Source organism: Amycolatopsis samaneae (assembly GCF_039541975.1).
GTDB lineage: Bacteria > Actinomycetota > Actinomycetes > Mycobacteriales > Pseudonocardiaceae > Amycolatopsis > Amycolatopsis samaneae.
In genome coordinates this window covers 214,672-236,322 of the sequence record NZ_BAABHG010000004.1, presented here as the reverse complement: position 1 = coordinate 236,322, position 21,651 = coordinate 214,672, and the positions used below count along the sequence as shown (strand labels likewise).

The window sequence follows — 21,651 nt, the reverse complement described above, 5'->3', positions numbered from 1 at the left end:
CCGGATTTTCCTTGCGACACAGGACTATCTGCGGATTCTCCGGCTTTCAGCCGAGTTTCTTCGCCATGTCGACGACTGCCTTGAGCACGACGTCCGGGCGGTCGACCGGGATCTCGTGTGAACTGTTTCCGGCGACGGCGAGTTCGCGGTTCGGGGCGGACGCGGCGAACCGCGCCTGGGCGTCGCGCCAGGCCTGGGCGTCGTCCGGGGTGTCGAAGGGCGTCTTCGCCGACACGATCACCGTTGCCGGTACGCTTTCCGGCCAGGAGATCTTGTGATAGGCGCGATGCAGGTCGCCGTAGCCTTCGGCCACCGCGAGCAGTTGGCGGTTCTGCTTCGTGGAGGGCTGCTTCTTCAGCTCCTCGATCTGCTTGGCGTTCACGGCCTCGATCCTGGCCACTTCACCGTCGGTGTAGAAGGTGGGCAGGCTGGCGTCGACCAGCACCGCGCCGGTGACCCACCGCGGATTCCTGTTCGCGAAGTAGGTGGCGATCTCACCGGCGAGAGAGTGCGACACCAGCATGACATCCTTGGTGGCGCCCAACTGTGTGAGACCGGCTTCCAGATCCGACACCGCGTCCTGCACCTTCCACGGTCCGGGAACCTCGTCGCTGGCTCCCGTACCGGCGCGGTCATAGGTGATGATCTCCGAACCGGTGTCCCTGGCCAGCCGGGGTACCAGGTCCTTCCAGTAGGAGGAGTCGGCGCCACCACCGGCGTCGAGCACGATCGCGGGCAGCCGGCCGGGCGTGACGTGGAACGCGAGCTCGTGGCCGTGGTTGGTGACCTTCCGCACCGTGGGATCGGTGGGTGGCGAAGCCGTCGTCACCGGCACCGATGTCGGCGACGGAGCGGCGGGCGATTGAGCGGCAGGCGATGCGCAGGCGGCGAGCGTGCCGACGAGAACCGCGCCGGCGGTGAAAGCCGCGCCAGCACGGCGAAAGCGCCGAGGGAACGTTGAATTCCTGGTCATGGCGGCGACTCTAGGGTCGCGGTCGGGAAAACTCAGTGGTGCTGCCCGGTCGGCCGGTGGTGGAGCCGTCCCTACCCCGGTCCGGTACACACGGCTCCGGAAGCCTTGTGCGGTAAGGATTTTTGCTTCAGGAGAACTCGACGTCGCGCTGCGCGGCGTGGGAGCGCTCCTCCTGCGTGACGGGCAGCGCGCGGGATGGACCGCTCAGTGCCTGCCACACCAGGGTGGCGGCGTGGCGTGCCTCCGGGCTCGCGACGACGTGGCGTTCGGTGTCGCCGGGCTGCTCGGCCGGTGCCTGGCCGATGTGCTCGACCAGCGCGAGCGCCAGTTCGCGCAGCTTGACGTTGAACTGCTGGCTGGCTCGCCGCAGCACGGCCCACGCCTCGTCCGCGGCACAGCGCAGCAACGTCATGAGCGCGCCCTTGGCCTGTTCGATGATGGCCCGCGAGGCCAGTGCGTCGAGGACCCGTTCGGCGTCCTCGACGCTGCGGCTGGCGATGTCGGCGACCGTGACCGCGCTGGCCACCAGGCGTTCGTGCCGGGCAAGCACGCCGAGGGTGTGCTCGTCGGCCGCGCTTTCCAGGTAGACCGAGAGCACGACGACGCCGTTGTCGTCCCAGACACCCGGCACCGCCGCCACGCCGCGGACCCGGGAGATCGCGTCGTGGTATTCGGTGGGGGCCTGGGCGCACACGGTGTCCGGGGTCAGGTGCGGCCAGCGGAGGTCGTGCCACAGGTCGGCGGAGATGACGGGTTCCTCACCGGCGGCGACCAGCAACGACGGGCCCCACAGGTGCCCGGTGGTGATCGGGGTGAGGACCTGCCCGACACCCGTCGCGGTCAGCACCCGCAGCCTGCCGCCGCCGAGGCGGGACGCCGGGTGGGCGATGCTGACCGCGGTGCCGATTTCGCCGGGTACGTCACGTCTCACCCCGGCGAGCACATTGTCCAGCAACGCCGTCAGCGGCGTCGCGACCATCTTGGTGGGATGCATGTCCTGCGTCCGATCCCATCCCCCGTTCGGTATGACGTGCTGCCTTGTCATCCGGGTGATGGCGGTGATGACATCGCGATACCCCATACCCTGGCACAGATCGGTGGCCGCTCCAACCTGCCGGTGTCCTTCACCTCTTTCCGGCCAGCGCGCGCCCGGCGGCCCGGCCGGAGAAGACGCAGCCGCCGAGGAACGTGCCTTCCAGCGCGTTGTAGCCGTGTACGCCGCCTCCGCCGAACCCGGCGACCTCACCGGCGGCGTACAGCCCGGGCACCGGGGCCCCGTCCGGCCGGCGTACCTGGGAGTCGAGGTCGGTCTGCACCCCGCCGAGCGTCTTGCGGGTGAGCACGTTCAGCCGCACCGCGATCAGCGGGCCGTGCGCGGGATCGAGCAGACGGTGCGGTTTCGCGACCCGGGCGACCCGGTCCCCGACGTAGCGGCGCGCGTTGCCGACGGCCATCAGCTGCAGGTCCTTCGAGTACGCGTTGCCGACTTCACGATCGCGCGCGACGATCTGGCGTTCCAGCTCGGCGGCGTCCAGCACCGGGCCTCGAGAGAGTTTGTTCATCCCGGCCACGAGTCCGGGAAGGGAATCCGCGACGACGAAGTCCACGCCGTGCCGCTTGAACGCGTCGACCGGCCCCGGCGCGCCCTTGCCGACACGCCCGGCCAGCACTCGTTTGACGTCCTTGCCGGTGATGTCCGGGTTCTGTTCCGACCCCGACAGCATGAACTCCTTCTCCAGGATCGTCTGCGTGAGCACGTACCAGGAGTAGTCGTGCCCGGTGGCGAGGACGGCCTTCATCGTCGCGTTGGTGTCGAATCCGGGGAAGTTCGGCGCGGGCAGCCGCCGCCCGCGCGCGTCGAACCACAGCGACGACGGGCCGGGAATGATCCGGATGGCGTGGTCCGGCCAGATCGGGTCCCAGTTGTGCACGCCTTCGGTGTAGTGCCACATCCGGTCGCGGTTGACGACGGCGCCGCCCGCGGCCTCGGTGATCGCGATCATCCGACCGTCCACATGGGCCGGTACGCCGGAGATCATGGTGGCGGGGCAGGGACCCAGCCGTTCGGCGGGCCAGTTGCGCCGGATGAGGTCGTGGTTGTGGCCGATGCCGCCGGAGGCCACGAGCACCGCCCGCGCGCGGAACTCGAACTCGCCGACGGCCTCGCGTGGGGAAGCCTTGCCACGCGGGAGATCCGTCGGCGCCAGCACGGTGCCGCGCACGCCGGTCACCGCCTCGCCGTCGGTGATCAGCTCGTCGACCTGGTGCCGGAACGCGAACCGCACCAGGCCGCGCCGCTCACCCTCGAGCACCGGTTCGGCGAACACCCGGACCACCTCGGGACCGGTGCCCCAGGTGAGGTGGAACCGCGGTACCGAGTTGCCGTGGCCGTCGGCGCTGCCGCCGCGTTCGGCCCAGCCGACCAAGGGGGTCAGCCGCAGCCCGAGGTCGTGCAGGTAGCCGCGTTTCTCCGTGGCGGCGAACCGGACGTAGGCCCGCGCCCACTGCCGTGCCCAGTGATCCTCGCGCTCGCGGTCGAATCCGGCCGAGTCCAGCCAGTCCTGTAGCGCCAGCTCGTAGGAGTCCTTGATCCCGAGGCGTCGCTGCTCCGGACTGTCCACAAAGAACAGACCACCCAGTGACCAGAACGCCTGGCCGCCGAGGTTCGCGCGGTTCTCCTGCTCGACGATCAGCACGCGGCGGCCCGCTTCGACCAGTTCGCGGGTCGCGACGAGCCCGGCCAGCCCCGCGCCGACCACGATGACGTCGGGTTCGAAACTCATGGCTTTCCTCCGGTTTCGGTGCTGTAGGCCGTCACCACCCGGACGGCGAGGTCCGTCCGGCGGTGCCACACGGTCGGGTTGTCCGGTTCCAGCAGGCACTGGGTCGCGGTGCCGTCGTGGACGGCGATCAGGGCCTGGCCCAGCGCCGCCGGATCCGGGACGGCGCGCCCGATCCGGCCGAGCAGCGCCACCAGGTACGGGACCGCCGCGTCGGCGATCGTCTCCTCGCGGGCGGTCAGCACGCGGCGCAGGCCCGGGTTGCGCAGGGCGTGCGCGGTGAACTCGGCGCTCACGCGGTACCAGACGTCGTCGAGCGGGATGGCCGGGAGCAGCCGCTCGACCACGGACCGGACGTCCGCCAGTTCGGTGTCCGCGAGCCCGTCGAACGTCGTCCGCATCCCGGTGACCAGTTCCGCCGACCGCCGCTCCCACATGGCCAGGAACAGCTCGTCCAGCGAGGCGAAGTTGGAGTAGAACGCGCCACGCGTGTACCCGGCGCGATCGCACACCTGCTCGACGGTGGACCGGCCGAAGCCCTCCTCGGCGAACACGGCCAGCGCGGCCTCCAGCAGGCGCTGCCGGGTCTCGGCCCGCCGCTTCGTCACGCGCTTACCGGTCTCCATTTTCGATACAGTACCGTATCGGATACGCGAATGCATCGAACCTGTGACTCGTTCGAGTGAATCGAGTACTCCCTCTGCCGTGACCTCCCCGAACGGCGCCCGGTGTTATTACCCTGACCCGCGGTCGCGATGGGGCGACAGCGAGGAGATGGCGTGGACGTGCCCGAGTGCCTGCCAGGGGGAGCGAGCTCGCCGCGCGCCGAGATCGAGCTGTCGTGGCGCCGCGCGCGACTCGGCGGTGTCGAGCCGGACACGGCGCTGGACGAACTGGCGGTGACGGAGATCGACCGGGCCAGCAGGCTGCTGGTCGCCGCCCGGCCGGTGCTGGACGAGATGGCGGGGCAGCTGCGCGGCACGCGGTTCTGCACCCTGCTCGGGAACGGCGACGCCCGGATCGTCGACCGCTGGTGTGACGCCCCGCTCGTGGAACGCGCGCTCGACGGCGTCGGCGCGGTGCCGGGCAAGGGGTTCGCGGAGGAGTCGGCGGGCACGAACGGGCTCGGCACCCCGCTCGAGGTGCGGCGTGGCATGGTGGTGCACGGCGACGAGCACTACGTCGAATCGTTGCGGGCGTTCAGCTGCTACGGCCATCCGATCTTCCATCCGGTCACCCGCCGTCTCGAAGGCGTCCTCGACATCACCGGGATCACCAGGGACGCCAACCCGATGCTGGCGCCGTTCCTGGTCCGCGCGGTCCAGGACATCGAACTGCGGCTGCTGGAGGGCGCCCGGCTGTCCGAACGCCGGCTGCTGCACGCGTTCCAGGCCGCGGCGCACCAGCGCGCGCGGCCCGTGGTGGTCTTCGGCGACGAGGTGGTGCTGACCAACAAGGCCGCGGCGGACCTGCTGGACGCGGCCGATCACGGGACGCTGCGCGCCCTCGCGATGGACGGGCTCGCCAGGGACCGCTGGACCCGGCGGATGGTGCTGAACTCGGGCGCCGAGGTGGCGGTCTTCGCCGAGCGCGTCCCCGGCGCGAACGGCACCGTGCTGCACCTGGAACCGTTGTCGCACACCGAATCCGCGGCGGTCTCGTACGAGTCCGACCTCCGGCGTGAGCTGAACGCGCTCCGCGAGGTCGACGGCCCGGTGCTGATCGGCGGGGAACCGGGATCGGGGCGGACCTGGGCGGCGCGGGTGGTCGCCGGCGGCCGGGCGAGCCGGGTGCTCGACGCGACCGACCTGCCCGCGCTCGGCGAGCGGGCGTGGGCCCGGCGGCTGGCGGAGTACGCGGCGGGCGACGACGTCCTCGTGGTCGAGGAGATCCAGTTGCTGCCCGAGCGCCTGCGCGCGCTGCTGGCGAAGACGGTCGAGGCGCGCGGGCCCCGCCCGACCGTCCTCACCGGACCGGCCGGGGCCCGCGCGGGTGCCGCCACGGCGGTGCTGGCCGCGACCTGCCGCGCCGGTCTCGAACTCCCCGCGCTGCGTGCCAGGGTCGACGAACTTCCCTTGCTGATCAAGGAACTTCTCGCCACGATCCGGCCGGACTCCCCGCCGCGGTTCACCCCGAGCGTGGTCGAGGCGCTGGCCGCGCAGCCGTGGCCGGCGAACCTCCGCGAACTGGAAGTGGTGCTGCGGCGGGTGACCGCGCGGCGCGGCACCGGCGACGTCGTGGTGTCCGATCTGCCCCCGGAGTACCGCGTCGCGCCGAGAACGGCCAGGATGGGCGGACGCGAGCGAGCCGAACGCGCCGCCATCGTGGCGGCGCTGCGGGGTACCGCGGGCAACAAGGTGCACGCGGCCGCGCGCCTTGGCATCAGCCGTACCACGCTGTACAGCCGGATGCGGGCGCTGGGCGTCACCGGCTGACGTCGCTCATCGGGTACCCGCCCAGCGTTCGATCGCGGTGTCGAGCAGCTTTCGCCGGGCGTCACCGGAAGGCCCCGCGTCCGCCCAGACGATGATCCCGTCCGGACGTACCAGCAGGCTCGGCAGCGACGTGTCGGAGGCAGGATCCGGGACGTGGGCGATCCGATGTCCCAGTTCCCGCGCCGCTTCGGCGAAACGGCCGTCCGGCGAACGGTCGACGAGCACGAAGCGGCCGTCGTGGGCGTGGTCGGCGAGCCGCTTCCCGGAGGCGAGTTCGACGTCCCCGGCGATCGATCCGACCGGGCCGTCGGCGTCCTCGGAGACGTCGTAGTGCTGCATGATCCCGGAGGAGAGCGCGAGCATGCGGTTGGTCGCGCCCGGCACGGTGCACAGCACGTCCCCGACGACCTTCCGCAGTTGCGCGGTGCGCTCGTCGCCACGCAGCAGGGCGACCTGCGCCCGCGTCCAGTCCAGTACCCACGCGGCGGTCCGCTGACGTTCGGTTTCGTAGGTGTCGAGCAGGCCCGCCGGTGCCCAGCCCCGGATGGTCGCGGCCAGCTTCCAGCCGAGGTTCACCGCGTCGCCGAAACCGAGGTTCAGGCCCTGCGCGCTGAACGGCGAGTGCACGTGCGCGGCGTCGCCCGCGAAGAGCACCCGGCCGTGCCGGTAGGACTTCGCCATACGCGCGTTGTCCGACCAGCGGGTCACCCGGCCCCGCACACCCGTGATGGTCACCGGGACACCGGTGACCTCGCGCACCGCGTCCTGCAGTTCGCCGACGGTGACGGGCGCGTCGCGGTCCTCGGGCTGCGGCCCGAACCGCGCGACGAGGATGCGGCCGGGGATCGGCCCGTAGGCGTAGACCCCGCCCGGCGTCCACGTCCAGCCCCGGCGCAGCTCGCCGGGATCGTCGAAGTCGGCGATCGCCTGGTAGCCCACCAGTTCCGGGGCGGTGCCGACGAACTCGACGCCGAGCTGCTTGCGGAGCACGCTCCGCCCGCCGTCGGCCGCGACGACCCAGTCCGCGGCGAACTCGCCCGCGCTGGTCTCGACGACGACTTCGGCGTCGTCGGTGCGGTCCCCGGTCGTGCCGCGGACCCCGTGGACCTCGACGCCGCGGCGGATTTCCACGTCGTGCCGGGCGCAGTGCTCCGCGAGCAGCACTTCGAGCTCGTACTGCGGCACCGCGACGCCGTTCGCCACCGCCGTGTGCGCGGCCAGCACCGGGTCGTCCTGGTCGACCAGGTCGTTCCGGAACAGCATTCCCGCGAAGTGCCCCATCACCGGGAACCGCCGGGCCTCCCGCGCACCCGCGCCCACCAGCTCGCGCACCGTGCGGTCCGCCTGGCCGCTGGTCAGCGCCTTGACGGCCGCGAAGCGGCGCCGGTGCGCCTCCTCGGCCGCGGGCAGCAGGCCGCGGCGGTCGAGGATCTCGGCGCTGGCGACGTTGATCGAGCCGGACTTGATGGTCGCGTCCGGCTCGTGGAGACGTTCCAGGACGGTCACCCGCACACCCTGGATCGCCAGTTCACCGGCGAGCAACAGCCCGGTGGGCCCGGCTCCGGCCACGATCACTTCGGTTCGCCGCATGGCGTACCCCTTACTCTTGTCGGAAGACCTTACTCGGTAGATTTACCGAGTAAGTTTACCGAGTAAAGCTAGCACGCGGAGGGAAGGGGCTGCCACATGCCCAATCGAGGAGATCGGGGCGGGACGAAGACACGGGAGCGCATCGCCGCCGTCGCGAGTGAGCTGTTCCTGGAGCGTGGCTTCGACGACGTCACGATCGCCGAGGTCGCCGCGGCCGCCGGGGTGTCCAAGGTGACGGTGTTCGCGCACTTCGAGCGGAAGGAGGACCTGCTGCTCGACCGGCTCCCTGGCGCCGTCGAGGTGGTCCGGGCCGCGGTCCGCGAGCGGGCGGACGACGTCGGGGTCGTCGAGGCGCTTCGCTGGGCCGTGCTCGCGCTGGCGCGGGAGCGGCACGTGCTTTCCGGGCTGGGCGGGGACATCGAGCCGATCATGCGGACCGTCGCCGCTTCGCCCGCGTTGATCGCGCGGCTCCGCGTGTTCGGGTACGAGATCGAGGCCGAGCTGGCCGCCGAACTCGACGCGGACGCGAGGTTCTCCGGTGACGGCGGGCTGGCCGCCGCCCTGCTCGTGGCCGCGTACCGGACGGTCGCCGTCGAGACGGTCCGGCGTCGTCTCGCCGGAGACGACCTCGGGGAACTGGCCGAATCGCATGTCCGGCGGGTGGAGCGGGCGTTCGACGCCGTCGAGCGCGGTATCGGGGGATAGGGTCGCAGCCTCGGTTGCCAAGCGGAACAGTGCTCCGTATAGTTTTCGGAGCAACGTTCCGTTTATTTGCGATGTCATGGAGGCCAACGGCCATGCAGTACCGCATCTTGGGGCACACCGGTGTCCGGGTCAGCTCCCTCGCGCTGGGCGCGATGAACTTCGGCCGGATCGGGGGTACCTCCCAGGAGGAGGTCACCGCCATGGTCGACGCCGCGCTCGACGGCGGGATCAACCTCGTCGACACCGCCGACATGTACAGCGACGGCGAGTCGGAGGAACTGGTCGGCAAGGCCATCGCCGGTCGCCGCGACGACGTCGTGCTCGCCACGAAGGCCGGGATGCCCATGGGCGAGGAGCGCAACCACCGCGGCGGCTCGCGTCGCTGGCTGGTCACCGAGCTGGACAACAGCCTGCGGCGGCTCGGCGTCGACCACGTCGATCTCTACCAGCTCCACCGCTGGGACCCGGAGACCGGCGACGAGGAGACGCTGTCCGCGCTGACCGACCTGCGGCGTGCCGGGAAGATCCGCTACTTCGGCTCGTCGACCTTCCCCGCGTACCGCATCGTGCAGGCCCAGTGGGCCGCTCGCGAACACCACCTCGGCCGGTACGTCACCGAGCAGCCCAGCTACTCGATACTGCAACGTGGCGTCGAGACCCACGTGCTGCCGGTGACCGAGCAGTACGGGCTCGGGGTGCTGGTGTGGAGCCCGCTGGCTTCGGGCTGGCTCTCGGGCGCGGTCCGCGAAGGGCGCGAGGTCACCACCAACCGCGCGAAGTTCATGCCGCAGCGCTTCGACACCACCATCCCCGCCAACCGTGCCCGGCTCGACGCGGTCGAACGGCTGGCCGTCCTCGCCGACGGCGCCGGGCTGACGATGATCCAGCTCGCGCTCGGGTTCGTCACCGCGCATCCCGCCGTGACCAGCGCGCTGATCGGTCCCCGTACGCAGGAACACCTGCGGACGCAGCTCGCCGCGGCGGACACCGTGCTCCCCGCCGACGTCCTCGACGAGATCGACAGGATCGTCGCCCCCGGTGTCGACCTGGCGGCGCACGAGAAGCTCGACACCCCGCCGTCGCTGCTCGATCCGTCCCGGCGGCGCCGCGCCGCCTGAAGCGTCAGGAGGGGCGGCCGGATTCCGGGGACCGCGGGCTCGTCGCGAGCAGGAGCTGAAGATGGGTGAACAGGGACTGGTGGGAGTCCGTGAGATCCAGGCCGCTGATCGCGGTGGCCCGCTTGAGCCGCTGGCGCAGGGTGTTGGAATGAATGTGCAGACGCCGCGCGGCGGTGCGGATGTCGCCGAGCAGGTCCAGGTAGGCGACGACGGAGGGGACGAGCTCGGAGCCGTGTTCCCGGTCGTGGGCCACGAGCATGGTCACCCTCGGGTCCCGGAGATGGGGATTCTCGGCGATCATGGTGAGGGTTTCGGAGACCAGGACCTCGGACCGGACCTCGGACATGGTCGCCACGTCGATGGTCTTGTGCGCCATGACGTTCATGACCCGGTCGGCGCCGTGGCGTGATTCGGCGACCGAGCCCAGACCGTCCACAATGGAGCCGACGGCCGCGCGAACGGTGCGGCGGAGGCGTTTGCCCGCGGCGGCGATGATTTCCCTTGCCAGCCCGAGTGCGAGGGTGTCGCCGCCGTCGGCGGGCAGATCGGGCAGCAGCACGTACACCCGGGAGCCGATCGTGGTCGCCAGCGCGGTCCGGCGATAGGCGGCGGCGTGCACGGCGATGAGATTGGTGATGGCGGCGCTGCGGAGCTCACGGGCGGGCCGGTCGGATTCGGACGTCGGCTCGGCACTGTATTCGGCGAACACGAGGACCACGGCGGGTTTCGTGGCGTCGGCGCCGATGTGGGCCGCCACCGTGGGCGCGTCGATGCGGTTTTCGAGCATGCCGTTCAGGAGGTCGTCGTGGAACCGCGCCTCGGTGGCGATGCCGGTCCGCCGGCGTACCAGGTGCAGGGCGGCGACCCTGGCGGCGCCGAGCAGCGCGCCGTCGGACTGCTCGGTGAGTGTGGTGGTGCCCTCCTGGACCCAGATCGAGCCGAGCAGTTCGGCGTCGGCGCGGATGCCGACCGCGATCCGGCGGCGGACTCCCAGTTCCGGCCGTTCGTCGACGTGCACGACGTCGTCCCCGGCGCTCAGCCGGTCGAAGACACCCCACTCGCGCAACATCGCGAGGTAGGCGGCGGGCCCCTCACGGCCCAGAATGGACAGTCTGCGTAGTTCGTCGACGTCGTCGTCCGAGCGTGAGTAGGCCAGCACGCGGTTCGCGCTGTCCTCGATGCTCACGCTGCCGCCGGTGAGCGCGGCGATGGTCTGTGCCAAGGAGAACAGGTCGTCGGAGTCGTCGGTGTCGGCCAGTGACGTGGCCTTGGCGTCGGCCACCGCGCTGCGCGCGAGCGAGTCCAGCTGGTCCCAGCGCACTTCGGGCCGGACCGCGAGCACGGCGACGCGGGCCTCGCCGGCGGCCGCCCGCAGATCGTCGATCGCGTCGGCGCTCGGCACCTTCACGGCCACCACGGAAGCTCCCCGGCGGGCGGCGGCCCGGACCAGCCGGGCGGCGGCCCGGCCACGCGAACCGATGACCAGCACGAGATCGCCGGCGTAGGAGTCGGGTTTGTCGTCCGGGTCGAGAATGACGACGTCGTTGACCTCGACGTCGAGGCCGTCCGGTGCGGCGACCAGATCGGCGAGCGGCGTGCCGAGCGCCACCAGCAGCTGGCGAAGACTCGCGGTCCCTGGCCGGGCTGCGTGGCGATCCATCACCCTCCATCAGTGTGCGATCGGACAATGCTACCGCGCGAACAGTGGCCAGATGGACCGGATGCGACAGGTCGGCGCTTCCTAAGGTTCTCGGCAAAGCAGCGCACACCAGCGAGGCGGGGCAATGCAGCCATTACTGAACGGTGACGGTTCGGGCACACCGGGTCGTGCCGGTGCGACCGGCGCGATCGCCGAAGCGGCCGAGCGGATCGTCGCCGAAGCGTTGCCGCGCCTGCGGTTCGCGGATCACCACTGTCCATGTGGGCGGGTCCTGTCGACCTGCGACGGATGCGGTGGACAACGGTGCCTGCGTTGCGATCCCTACCTTTCCGACGACTGTTCGGGCTAACTATGACGCGCAATGGAGCGCAGTGAGGAAGCAGAACATGGCCACCACCACGACGCCCCGAGGCTCGAAGCCGGGTTCGGTGTTCCGCCGCAAACCCATCGAGCAGATCGGGACTTCGGAAGGAGGACAACAGGCACTGAAACCCGCGCTCGGCCTGCGGCAGCTCACGGCCATCGGCGTCGGCGGCATCATCGGCGCCGGAATCTTTTCGCTGGCAGGCGCCGTGGCGAACGGAAAAGCGGGACCGGCCGTCCTGATCTCCTTCCTCATCGCCGGTATCGCGAGCGCCGCGGCCGCCTTCTCGTACGCCGAATTCGCGGGGCTGATCCCCAAGGCGGGCTCCGCCTACACCTACGGCTACGCCGTGCTCGGCGAGGTCGTCGGCTGGGCGATCGGCTGGGATCTCCTGCTGGAGTACACCGCCATCGTCGCCGTCGTCGCGATCGGCATCTCCGGCTATTTCAACGACCTGCTCGGGTTCCTCCACATCGGACTGCCACAGTGGATGATGGGCGCGCCGGGCACCGAACCGGCGGGTGTCGCGGCGGGGTCGTACAAGATCAACCTGTTCGCGGTGCTGTTGTGCCTGCTCATCGCGTGGATTCTCAACCGGGGTATGCAGAACGCGGCGCGGTTCGAGACCGCGCTGGTCTACCTCAAGGTCGGCGTGGTGCTCGTGGTGATCGTCGTCGGCGCCTTCCACATCAAGTCCGGCAACTACAACCCGTTCTTCCCCTTCGGGATGTCCGGCGCGTTCACCGGCGCGGCGACGGTCTTCTTCGCGGTGTTCGGCTACGACGCTATGAGCACGGCGGCGGAGGAGTCGAAGGATTCGCAGAAACACATGCCGAAGGCGATCCTGTACTCGCTCGCGATCTCGATGGTGCTCTACGTACTGGCGTGCCTGGTGCTGACCGGCATGGTGAAGTACTCGGACATCAACTCGGAGAGCGCTTTCTCCAGTGCGTTCGCTTCCGTCGGGCTGCCGCTCCTCGGCGCGGTGATCGCGATCGGCGCGATTCTGGGGATCCTGACGGTGCTGTTCACCTTCCTGATGGGTGCTTCCCGGGTCGGCTTCTCCATGAGCCGCGACGGCCTGTTGCCGAAGTGGTTCGCCAAGACGCATCCGCGTCGCCAGGTTCCCACCCGGATGACCTGGCTGCTCGGGGGCGCGTCCGCGGTGATCGCCGGACTGCTGCCGATCGGGGAAGCCGCCGAGCTGACCAACATCGGCATCCTGCTCGCGTTCGTGCTCGTCTGCGTCTCGGTGATCGTCCTGCGCTACCGGCGGCCGGACCTGCCGCGTGGCTTCAAGTGCCCCGGCATGCCGTTCGTGCCGATCATCGGGATCGCCTTCTCGCTGTGGCTGGTCACCTTCCTCGACCCGCACACCTGGCTGCGGTTCGGGATCTGGTTCGCGGTCGGGCTGGTGATCTACTTCGCCTACGGGCGCAGGAAGTCCTTGCTCGCCAAGGCGCCTGCCGAGAAGTCGCCTGAGGAGGGCTGACTCCGTCGCGGACCCTCGTGGGTTGTCAAACGGAACGTTGCTCCGTATATTGGGCGGAGCAACGTTCCGTTTGTTCGCGAGCTCCGGAAGGGAGCGACGGTTCCGTGACACAGCCACGTTTCGGGGTCATGACCGCGCCGATGCAGGTCGGCTACGAGGACATCCTGCGGGTCTGGCGGGAGGCCGACGCGATCCCGGAGATCGGGCACGCCTGGCTGTTCGATCACCTCATGCCCATCGGCGGTGACCCCGCCGGGCCGGTTTTCGAGGGCTGGACGCTGCTTTCGGCCCTCGCGGCGCACACCGAGCGGCTGCGGCTCGGGATCCTGGTGACCAGCAACCGGTTCCGGCCGCCCGCGATGCTGGCCAAGATCGCCACGACCGTCGACATCGTGTCCGGCGGGCGGCTCGACTTCGGTATCGGCGCCGGTTCACGGCCCGGCCATCCGCTGGCCAGGCGCGAGTACGACGCGCACGGCCTGCCCTTTCACGACGCCGCGCACGCGGTGGGGGCGCTCGCCGAGGCGTGCGCGGTGATCCGTCGCTTGTGGACGGAGGAGGAACCGTTCGACTTCGACGGCGAACATGTCCGGCTCACCGGCGCGTTCGGCAGCCCCCAACCCGTCCAGCGCCCCCATCCGCCGATCATGATCGGCGGGCGGGCGGCCTCGACGTTGCGCGTGGTCGCCGAGCACGCCGACCTGTGGAACATCCCCGGTGGCGACATCGACGACGCCGGCAGGCGCAGCGCGTTGCTGGACCGCTACTGCGCCGAGATCGGCCGGGACCCCGCCTCGATCACCCGCTCGATCCACCTGCCCGTCTCCTACGACCGGCCCGGAGCCACTCGCGACGCGATCGGGGAAGCGCTCGACGCGGGCTTCGGTCACCTCGTCCTCGGGCTGCCGTCACCCTATCCCGAGGGCATCGTGCGGTGGGTCGCCGACGAGATCGTCCGCGAATTCGCGGGGTGATCGTAGTCAGTGCGCCTGACCGTAGGTGGCGTCCTTGATCCTGCCGCGCACGTAGTCGTCCATGGTCTTGCTCCCGGTCTTCCACAGCGTTTCCTCGATACCGCCGGCGGGGAAGAGCCGGTTGTTCCCCAGCGAGTTCACCCCGCCGCGTACCGCTCCCGTCGCGCCGCCGAGCAGCGCGCCCTTCCAGATGTCGCCGCTGTCGCCGTTGCCCCTGGCGACCTCGGTGGCGGATTTGGCGGCACCGTTCGCGGCACCCTTGACCGCGTCCTTGGGCATGTCGTAGAAGACGATCTCCTGCCACTTCTTGGGGCTGCCGAAGGAGTCCTGATACTCGTTGTTCCGCCGCACGAACCGGAACTTCTCACCGAAGGTGGTGTGGTTCCGCGCGACGTCGCGGGTGGCGTCGCGCCTGATCCAGGCGTTCGCCCGATCCCGTGCGAGCCGGTGCGCCGTCTCGGCCGAGGTGACGTCGTCGTTCGCGCGCGCCAGGTTCCGCTCCGCGTGGGCGAGGTCTCGCCGAGACCCGCTCAACGCGTTCTCGGCGGTACGCAGGCCGCCGCTCGCCGCGGTGAACTCCGCCCTGGCGTCCGCCGCGTCGCGGACGGCCTCGTCCACCCAGGTCCGGTTCCCGGACGCCCGGTACAGGCCCAACCTCGTCTCGGCCGACCGCACCCGGAGATCGGCCTGATCCACCGCGTTCCGGTAGGCCCGCACGGTTTGTTCGCGCGTCCACACGTCGTCACCGAGCCGCCGGATCTCCGCGTTCGCTTCGGCCTGCCTGGTCAGGGCGCCGTTGTGGTGGTTTCGCGTCGTGGCGAGGTTTTCGGCGAGCCGGAGGTTCTCGCCGGGAGTGCCCTTGAGGCCGAGGTTCCGTGCGTTCTCGTACGCGTGCTTGGCGTTGGCGAGGACTTCGGCCGACTGGGTGGGCGGTGGCGGGGCGGGCGCGGGCCTCGGCCGGGGGCCGATCTTCTTCACCAGGTTCTGGGCCTGCTTGCTGAGCGGGACGAACTCGGGCAGGCCGTCCGCGCCGCGCCTGACGTTGCCACCCGCGTCCACGGCCTTCTTGAAACCGGTTTTCTCCAGCCCGCCGACGAGCCCGCCGATGCCGCCGCTGATCCCGGCGCTGATGAACAGCCGCGCCGGGTCGATCTTCTTGTGCTGGACACCGGCTGCCACCAGGTTCGCGGTGAGGTCGATGGCGATGTCGCGGACGCCTTCGGTGATCATGCGGCCGTAGCCGAGGCCGAACTTCGAGGTCTTCCACGTCAGCTCCGCGACGGAGTTGACCCACGCCCTGGCCTGGACCAGGAAGCGCACCAGCATGTTCAGCGCCTGGGCGAACAGGCGCAGCACCCGGACCCCGGTGGCGATCAGGTAGGCCAGCCACGCCTGCGCCCAGGCCAGCAGCGGCGGGAACAGGGCCGCCGCGGCGTAGAACGCCAGCATGACGGCGATCTGGACGCACAGTTCGATGATGATCTGTTTGACCATTTCGTGCGTTTTCGCGTGCTGCTGCTGTTTGGCGGCCACCGCGGCGGTGGTCTCCGCGGCCGCGGCGGCGTTCCGGGCGAGGGCCGCCCCGCGTTCGGCGAAGGCCTTCGCGGACTCGCCCTCCCAGTTCCGGGTGCCCGCCGCGGTGAGCTCGGTGAGGCGGGCACTGTGCTCGGTCAGGAAGGCCGAGATCTCCGCCCAGCCCAGCGCGTTGTGGTGCAGGGCCGACGGATCGCCGCCCGGGTTCGGGAGGCCGACCTTCGCCAGCGCGTCCTGTGTCATCAGAACTCCGCCCGCAGGACGGAAGTCACCGAGTCGGCGTTCGCCGTGTCGGTGTCCTGAAAGACCTTCGCCTGTTTCTCCAGGGCTTCCGCGTTGTGCACGAGGTCCTGGTGCATCTTTTCGAGATGGTCGAGTGTCTGCTGGACGGTGTGCCGGTACTCGCGTTCGGCCTGCGCGGCGTTCGGTGTCTCACCGTAGGCGCCGTGGGTGTTTTCGGTCTGTTCCCGGAACCGCTGGATCTTCGCCCGCAGTTCGTCCGCGGCGGTCCGGAACTCCTGGCTCAGCCGCCGGAGATACCTGATGTCCACCGAGAGCCGGTCAGGCACCCGTGTCCTCCTCGTTCGGCCGGCGACTCCTCCGACGCTACCGACGACCGAGAGCAAGATCAGCTCACTTCACCCAATGGATCGGGACCCACCGGGCAACGTTCACTCGCGCTTCATCCACTCGCCGTCCGTCCGGAAGGGACGGGGCCCGCTCAGCGAACCGTGCGTGCCGCCGCGATCGCCTGCCCGGCGTATGACCGTCCGAAAAGGACAGTGTGGACCAGCAGCGGGAACAGCTGGTGCGCGCCGATCCGCTCGGCCCAGCCCTCGGCGAGCGGGGCGGCCTCGTCGTAGGCGCGGAGCAGCCGGTCCAGGTGCGGGCAGCCGAACAGCCCGAGCATGGCCAGATCGGTTTCCCGGTGACCGCCATGCGCGGCCGGGTCGATCAGCCAGGCGCGGCCGTCGGTGCCCCAGAGCACGTTGCCGTTCCACAGATCGCCGTGCAGCCGGGCGGGCGGCTCGGCCGAGTCCGGCAGGTGCGCGCAGGCTCGCTCGACGACGGCGGCTTCGGTGTGGTCGAGCACGCCGTCGTCGACCGCGCGGCGCAGGTAGGGGAGCACGCGCTGCTCGGCATACCAGGCACGCCAAGCGGTTCCTGTCGTGGTGGACATCGGGGCGAGCCCGATCCACGCCTCGGCGGGCGCGCTGGGCGGGGCGGCGCCGAACGCGGGCGCTCCCGCGGCGTGCAGCGCGGCGAGGCCGCGGCCGAGGTCCTCCGCGGCGGCGGGGCCGGGGCTCCCGGCGGTGACCCGGTCGAGGACGAGCCAGTGCGCGTCGCCACCCCGGACCACCGGGACGGGCACGACACCGGGTTCGGCGAGCCAGCGCAGCCCGGCCGCCTCCGCCGCGACGGCGTCGCGCGCGTGCCCGCGCTTCACCACCACGACGAGGCCGCCGTCCAGCTCGGCTTCGGTGAGTGAAGCGGACAGGTGCCGGGTGCGGGTTACCGCGCGGCCGGTGAGCCGGGTCGCCGCGGCTTCGGCGTCTTCGTGCACGCCGGGGATGCTACTCAGGGACCGCGAGGCCGCGGGCGGTTCGCCCGCGGCCTCGCGGTCAGCCGGTCAGCCGGTCAGCCGGTCAGCCGGTCAGTAAAGCGTCAGGCGGTACGCGCCGGACTGCGAGGTGCCGGCGAACAGCTGCCCGCCGTCCGCGCTGATCGCCAGCGACACCACGCGCGAGTCAGGCATCGCGCCGGGCAGCGGCGACCAGGTGCGGCCGAAGTCGGTGCTGCGCAGCACGCCGACGCCGTCTTCGCCGATCCGGCTCGCGAACCACACCCGGGGGTCGAACGGGTGCGCCAGGATCCGGGTGAACTCCCGGGGGTTCCCGGCGCCCTCGTGCACCGGGCGGAAGGTCCGGCCGTTGTCGGTGGACAGCCGCAGTCCGGCCCCGCCCGCGAGCACGCGGCCCTCGCCCCAGCGGCTCACCGCGAGGGAGGTGGTCGGCTCGTCCGACACCTGGGTCCACGTCTTGCCGCCGTCGTCGGACCGGTGCAGACCGTCCGTGCCACCGCCCCAGATCCGGTTCCGGTTCCACGAATCCCCTGCCAGGGTAAGGAAACCGGGGGCGTCGGTGCGCTCCCAGTGCTTCCCGGCGTCCTCGCTGCGATAGGTGACGTACCCGAACATGGAGAAGGCCGAGATCAGCATCTGGTCCGGATCCGCCGGGTTCACCAGGAACGCCTGCGGGGCGCCCTCCAGTCCGTGGTTGACCAGCTGCCAGGTCCGGCCGCCGTCGCCGCTGCGCAGCACGTCGGTGTTGAACCCGTTCTTGGTGACCTGCCAGACCACGTCCGGCCGGTTCGGAGACACGGACAGGAACGCGTTTTCGTGCAGCCGGTCGCCGGGGTGCGACTGCCAGACCCGGGTCGAGGGAGTGATCCGCCCGCGCGGGAGCGGGGTGTTGTATATCTCCTGCATCCCGGCCGCGACCAGGCTCTGCGGCTGCCAGAAGCTCCCGGTCGTCACCAGCTCGCGCATCGACTCGCCGGGCACGCCGATCTGCTCGTAGCCCGCCTTGCCCTTGTCGGTGTAGACACCGCGGTACAGCGCGGAAATCAGGGTGGCCGCCGGTTTCCCCGCGCCGGCGGGGAGATCGGCGATGTCGGTCACGCCCTCACCGGGCGAGGGGACCGGCTTGCGGGCCCACGTCCTGCCGCCGTCGGTGCTGACGTCGAGGTCCTGGTAGGTGGCGGTGTAGAGCCTGCCGTTGACGAAGCGCGGTTCGCGCAGCCGTTGCCCGGCCGGGTCGCGGCGCAGCACGGTCCAGGTCTTGCCGCCGTCGGCCGAACCACGCAGTTCGGCGCCGACGGTGACCACGAGCTGCCGCCCGTCGGAGGCCACCTGGTTGACCTCGTCCTCGGCCCGGTAGACCCGCTCGGCCTTCGGCTCCGCGGCGTGGATCCCGCGAACGGCCCACAGCGAGTACTCCGGGTGGACCGTGGTGAAGTAGAGGTCGTCGCCGACCATGGTCATGCGCTGGTCGCCGAGCGGCGCGGCGATTCCCTCGCGCGGCCAGGTCCTCGGCACGACACGCCAGCTCGCGCCGCCGTCGGTGCTGATGCTGACGCCGTTCATCTGCATGACCGCGATGGTGCGGCCGCTCGGGTCGGCGGCGAGCTGGAACGCGCCCTCCGGCCACCACTCCTGCAGCGTCTGCCAGCTCCGGCCGCGGTCGGTGGTGGCGAGCAGCTTGCCGCGCCACTGGTCGCCCCGGCCCTCCTGCTTGGTGCCGATGGCCAGCATCCGGTTGTCGTCGGTGGGGTTGACGACGAAGGCCTGGATGACGGTGTCCTGGGGCAGCTCGCGCCGTGCGCTCCACGAGGCGCCGCGGTCATCGGACAACCACAGCATGGGCGGGGCGGGCTCCATCATGGCGAGCCTGGTGGGCGAGGTGGTCACGCCCAGCATGCCGCCGATGCTGTTCGGTCCGATGGCTTCCCAGCCGCTCCGGGGTCGTCCGGTGGCATCGACCTGGGAATTCGGTGGGGAGGCGGGATCCGCAGTGGCGGTGGCGGTGCTCGTCACGGTGGTTCCGAGCACGGCCAGCAGGCCGAGGACCAGGGTGTGTCTGACAGCCGATCTCAGCTTCATGGGGGTGATCTTGGCCTGTCCGCCGACCCACGCAAAGAGGCATTCGTCCGATCTTTGGCTGACAACCGGACAGACTTCAGTGTCCAAACAGGAAGCCGGGACGGAGCGAGGAAGCGCTTTCTGGAACGCTGTCGAGTGATCGGTAGCGCACGGTCCGTGGGGGCCTCCTTGAGGGACCTAGAGTCCCTCAAGGAGGCCCCCACGGACCTTCACGGACGGTGAACTCAGCCGACGGCGGCGGGCGCGGTGGCGGCGGTGCGCAGGGCGTCGAGGACGGGACGCAGCAGCGGGTGCTCCTCGGTGCCGCACCGCACGGCGGCGAACACCCGTCGGGTCGCGACGACGTCGTCGACCGGCCGGACCGCCACCCGGGACAGGTCCATGTCACGCAGCGCCGAGCGGGGCACGAGCGTCACGCCCGCCCCGGCCGCGGCGAGGGTGACCACGGCACGGAAGTCGTCGGAGGAGTGTTCGAGGCGGGGCTCGAAACCGGCGTACTCGCAGGCCAGCACCATCACGTCGTGACAGGGGTTCCCGGGGTACGGGCCGATCCACGGATCGTCGGCGAGCGCGGCGACCGGGACGGTCTCCGCGTCGGCGAACCGGTGCTGCCGGGGGAGCACGGCGTCGAACGGCTCGTTGTAGAGCGGGACCCGCAGCAGCCGGTCGTCGGCGCTGGGCGCGCCCCGGTACTCGACCGCGACGGCGATGTCGGCGCGGCCGGACAGCACCATGGGCAGGCTTTCGTCGCCCTCCGCGTCGCGGACCCGGACGCGGATGCCGGGCGCGCTCGCGCCGAGCGCGGTGATGGCCGGGGCCAGCACGACGGCGATCCCGGTGGCGAACGACGCGACGGTGACCTCGCCCGCCTCGCCCGAGGTGTACGCGGCGACCTCCGCCTTGGCGCGCTCCAGTTCGGCGAGCACGACGTGCGCGTGCCGGAGCAGGATTTCCCCGACCGGGGTCAGCCGCATGCCACGCCGGTCCCGTTCCAGGACCTTGTGCCCCGTTTCCTGTTCCAGCGCGGCGATCTGCTGGGACACGGCGGAGGGGGTCAGGTACAGGGCCGCCGCCGCGGCGGTCACCGTGTGGTGGTCCGCCACGGCCTGCAGCGCCTGGAGCCGTCGGGCTTCGATCACCCGGCTATCCTGCCAGGGCCTTCCTGGCCTCGGCGAACGCGGCGATCGCGCGGTCGATGTCCTCGGCCGAGTGCGCGGCCGAGAGCTGGACGCGGATGCGGGCCTTGCCCTGCGGCACCACGGGGTAGGAGAAGCCGATGACGTAGACGCCGCGCTCCAGCAGCAGTTCGGCCAGCCTGCCCGCCTCACCCGCGTCGCCGATCATCACCGGCACGATGGCGTGGTCGCCGGGCAGGATGTCGAAGCCCGCCTCGGTCATGCCGGAGCGGAACCGCGCGGTGTTCGCGGCGAGGCGCTCGCGCAGGTCGTTCGCGGACTCCAGCAGGTCGAGCACGGTGAGCGAGGCCGCGGCGATCACCGGGGCGAGGCTGTTCGAGAACAGGTACGGGCGGGACCGCTGGCGCAGCAGCGCGACGATCTCGGCGCGCGCGGCGACGTAGCCGCCGGACGCGCCGCCGAGCGCCTTGCCGAGGGTGCCGGTGATGATGTCGACGCGGTCCATGACGCCATGCAGCTCGGGCGTGCCACGGCCGCCGGGGCCGACGAAGCCGACCGCGTGCGAGTCGTCGACCATGACCATCGCGTCGTAGCGGTCGGCGAGGTCGCAGATCTCCCGCAGCGGCGCGACGTAGCCGTCCATGGAGAACACGCCGTCGGTGACGACGAGCTTGCGCCGTGCCCCGGCCGCCGTCGCCTCCTTGAGCTGCTGTTCGAGGTCGTTCATGTCGCGGTTGGCGTAGCGGTACCGCGAGGCCTTGGACAGCCGGATCCCGTCGATGATCGACGCGTGGTTCAGCGCGTCGGAGATGACGGCGTCCTCGGCGCCGAGCAGCGTTTCGAAGACGCCGCCGTTGGCGTCGAAGCACGACGAGTAGAGGATCGTGTCCTCCTGGCCGAGGAAGGCCGAAAGCCGCTTTTCCAGTTCCTTGTGGACTTCCTGGGTGCCGCAGATGAACCGCACGGACGCCATGCCGTAGCCCCAGCGGTCGAGCGCGGCGTGGCCGGCGGCGATGACCTCAGGGTGATCGGCGAGACCGAGGTAGTTGTTGGCGCAGAAGTTCAGCACGGCGCCGGGGCGGCCGCCCGCGGTGACCTCGACGGTCGCCGACTGGGGCGTGCCGATGACTCGCTCGGGCTTGTGCAGGCCCGCGGCGGTGATCTCGTCGAGGGTGGCCTTCAGGTCTTCGCGGACGGAGTCGAACATGCTGGATTCCTTGGGAGGTCGCG

Annotated in this window: 17 protein-coding genes; 5 read left to right on the top strand and 12 right to left on the bottom strand. The window is 70.8% G+C overall.

The window, feature by feature from the left end; genetic code table 11:
* Positions 1-46: 46 nt before the first annotated feature.
* From ABD987_RS11355 to ABD987_RS11340, 4 genes are all read right to left on the bottom strand, one after another.
* Entirely contained in the window at positions 47-1,063 is a 1,017-nt protein-coding gene (locus ABD987_RS11355) for an alpha/beta fold hydrolase (RefSeq protein ID WP_345390323.1), read from the bottom strand.
* A gap of 37 nt (positions 1,064-1,100) precedes the next feature.
* Positions 1,101-1,967 (bottom strand): ANTAR domain-containing protein, encoded by an 867-nt coding sequence (locus ABD987_RS11350; RefSeq protein ID WP_345390320.1) that lies wholly within the window; start codon positions 1,965-1,967, stop codon positions 1,101-1,103.
* Positions 1,968-2,097: 130 nt separating this feature from the next.
* Positions 2,098-3,756 (bottom strand): FAD-binding dehydrogenase, encoded by a 1,659-nt coding sequence (locus ABD987_RS11345; protein ID WP_345390318.1) that lies wholly within the window; start codon positions 3,754-3,756, stop codon positions 2,098-2,100.
* A complete protein-coding gene (locus tag ABD987_RS11340; RefSeq protein WP_345390315.1) occupies positions 3,753-4,379 on the bottom strand; it encodes a TetR/AcrR family transcriptional regulator in 627 nt (208 codons plus the stop codon). Before ABD987_RS11340 ends, ABD987_RS11345 begins: the two co-directional genes overlap by 4 nt.
* 153 nt (positions 4,380-4,532) lie before the next feature.
* On the opposite strand from ABD987_RS11340, the gene ABD987_RS11335 reads away from it, so the two are divergent.
* Positions 4,533-6,188, top strand: coding sequence for a sigma-54-dependent Fis family transcriptional regulator (locus ABD987_RS11335; protein ID WP_345390312.1), 1,656 nt, complete (start codon positions 4,533-4,535; stop codon positions 6,186-6,188).
* A gap of 6 nt (positions 6,189-6,194) precedes the next feature.
* Here the strand turns inward: ABD987_RS11335 and ABD987_RS11330 are convergent, their stop codons facing one another.
* Complete coding sequence (locus ABD987_RS11330; RefSeq protein ID WP_345390309.1) at positions 6,195-7,778, bottom strand: FAD-dependent monooxygenase; 1,584 nt, start codon at positions 7,776-7,778, stop codon at positions 6,195-6,197.
* Between the two features lie 96 nt (positions 7,779-7,874).
* Between ABD987_RS11330 and ABD987_RS11325 the strand changes: the two genes are divergently transcribed.
* Both ABD987_RS11325 and ABD987_RS11320 read left to right on the top strand, forming a co-directional pair.
* Positions 7,875-8,483: a TetR/AcrR family transcriptional regulator gene (locus ABD987_RS11325; RefSeq protein WP_345390306.1), complete on the top strand. Its 609-nt coding sequence runs from the start codon at positions 7,875-7,877 to the stop codon at positions 8,481-8,483.
* A 92-nt stretch (positions 8,484-8,575) separates the two neighbouring features.
* The gene (locus ABD987_RS11320) at positions 8,576-9,601 is read left to right on the top strand and encodes an aldo/keto reductase (RefSeq protein ID WP_345390303.1); all 1,026 of its coding nucleotides are present in this window, start codon (positions 8,576-8,578) and stop codon (positions 9,599-9,601) included.
* 4 nt (positions 9,602-9,605) lie between these two features.
* Here ABD987_RS11320 and ABD987_RS11315 read toward each other — a convergent pair whose 3' ends face one another.
* Positions 9,606-11,261: a PucR family transcriptional regulator gene (locus ABD987_RS11315; protein ID WP_345390300.1), complete on the bottom strand. Its 1,656-nt coding sequence runs from the start codon at positions 11,259-11,261 to the stop codon at positions 9,606-9,608.
* A 386-nt stretch (positions 11,262-11,647) separates the two neighbouring features.
* On the opposite strand from ABD987_RS11315, the gene ABD987_RS11310 reads away from it, so the two are divergent.
* Entirely contained in the window at positions 11,648-13,117 is a 1,470-nt protein-coding gene (locus ABD987_RS11310; protein ID WP_345390297.1) for an amino acid permease, read from the top strand.
* A 104-nt stretch (positions 13,118-13,221) separates the two neighbouring features.
* The gene (locus tag ABD987_RS11305; RefSeq protein ID WP_345390294.1) at positions 13,222-14,091 is read left to right on the top strand and encodes an LLM class flavin-dependent oxidoreductase; all 870 of its coding nucleotides are present in this window, start codon (positions 13,222-13,224) and stop codon (positions 14,089-14,091) included.
* 6 nt (positions 14,092-14,097) lie between these two features.
* Here the strand turns inward: ABD987_RS11305 and ABD987_RS11300 are convergent, their stop codons facing one another.
* From ABD987_RS11300 to ABD987_RS11275, 6 genes are all read right to left on the bottom strand, one after another.
* The gene (locus ABD987_RS11300; protein ID WP_345390291.1) at positions 14,098-15,867 is read right to left on the bottom strand and encodes a hypothetical protein; all 1,770 of its coding nucleotides are present in this window, start codon (positions 15,865-15,867) and stop codon (positions 14,098-14,100) included.
* Positions 15,867-16,193, bottom strand: a complete 327-nt coding sequence (locus tag ABD987_RS11295) for a type VII secretion target (RefSeq protein ID WP_345390288.1) — start codon at positions 16,191-16,193, stop codon at positions 15,867-15,869. The genes ABD987_RS11300 and ABD987_RS11295 overlap by 1 nt, the downstream gene beginning before the upstream one ends.
* Positions 16,194-16,345: 152 nt before the next feature.
* Positions 16,346-17,188 (bottom strand): fructosamine kinase family protein, encoded by an 843-nt coding sequence (locus ABD987_RS11290; protein WP_378213946.1) that lies wholly within the window; start codon positions 17,186-17,188, stop codon positions 16,346-16,348.
* 90 nt (positions 17,189-17,278) lie between these two features.
* Positions 17,279-19,285: a WD40/YVTN/BNR-like repeat-containing protein gene (locus ABD987_RS11285; protein WP_345390285.1), complete on the bottom strand. Its 2,007-nt coding sequence runs from the start codon at positions 19,283-19,285 to the stop codon at positions 17,279-17,281.
* 224 nt (positions 19,286-19,509) lie between these two features.
* Complete coding sequence (locus ABD987_RS11280) at positions 19,510-20,424, bottom strand: LysR family transcriptional regulator (RefSeq protein ID WP_345390282.1); 915 nt, start codon at positions 20,422-20,424, stop codon at positions 19,510-19,512.
* Between the two features lie 4 nt (positions 20,425-20,428).
* A complete protein-coding gene (locus tag ABD987_RS11275) occupies positions 20,429-21,628 on the bottom strand; it encodes a glycine C-acetyltransferase (protein WP_345390279.1) in 1,200 nt (399 codons plus the stop codon).
* Positions 21,629-21,651 lie beyond the last annotated feature (23 nt).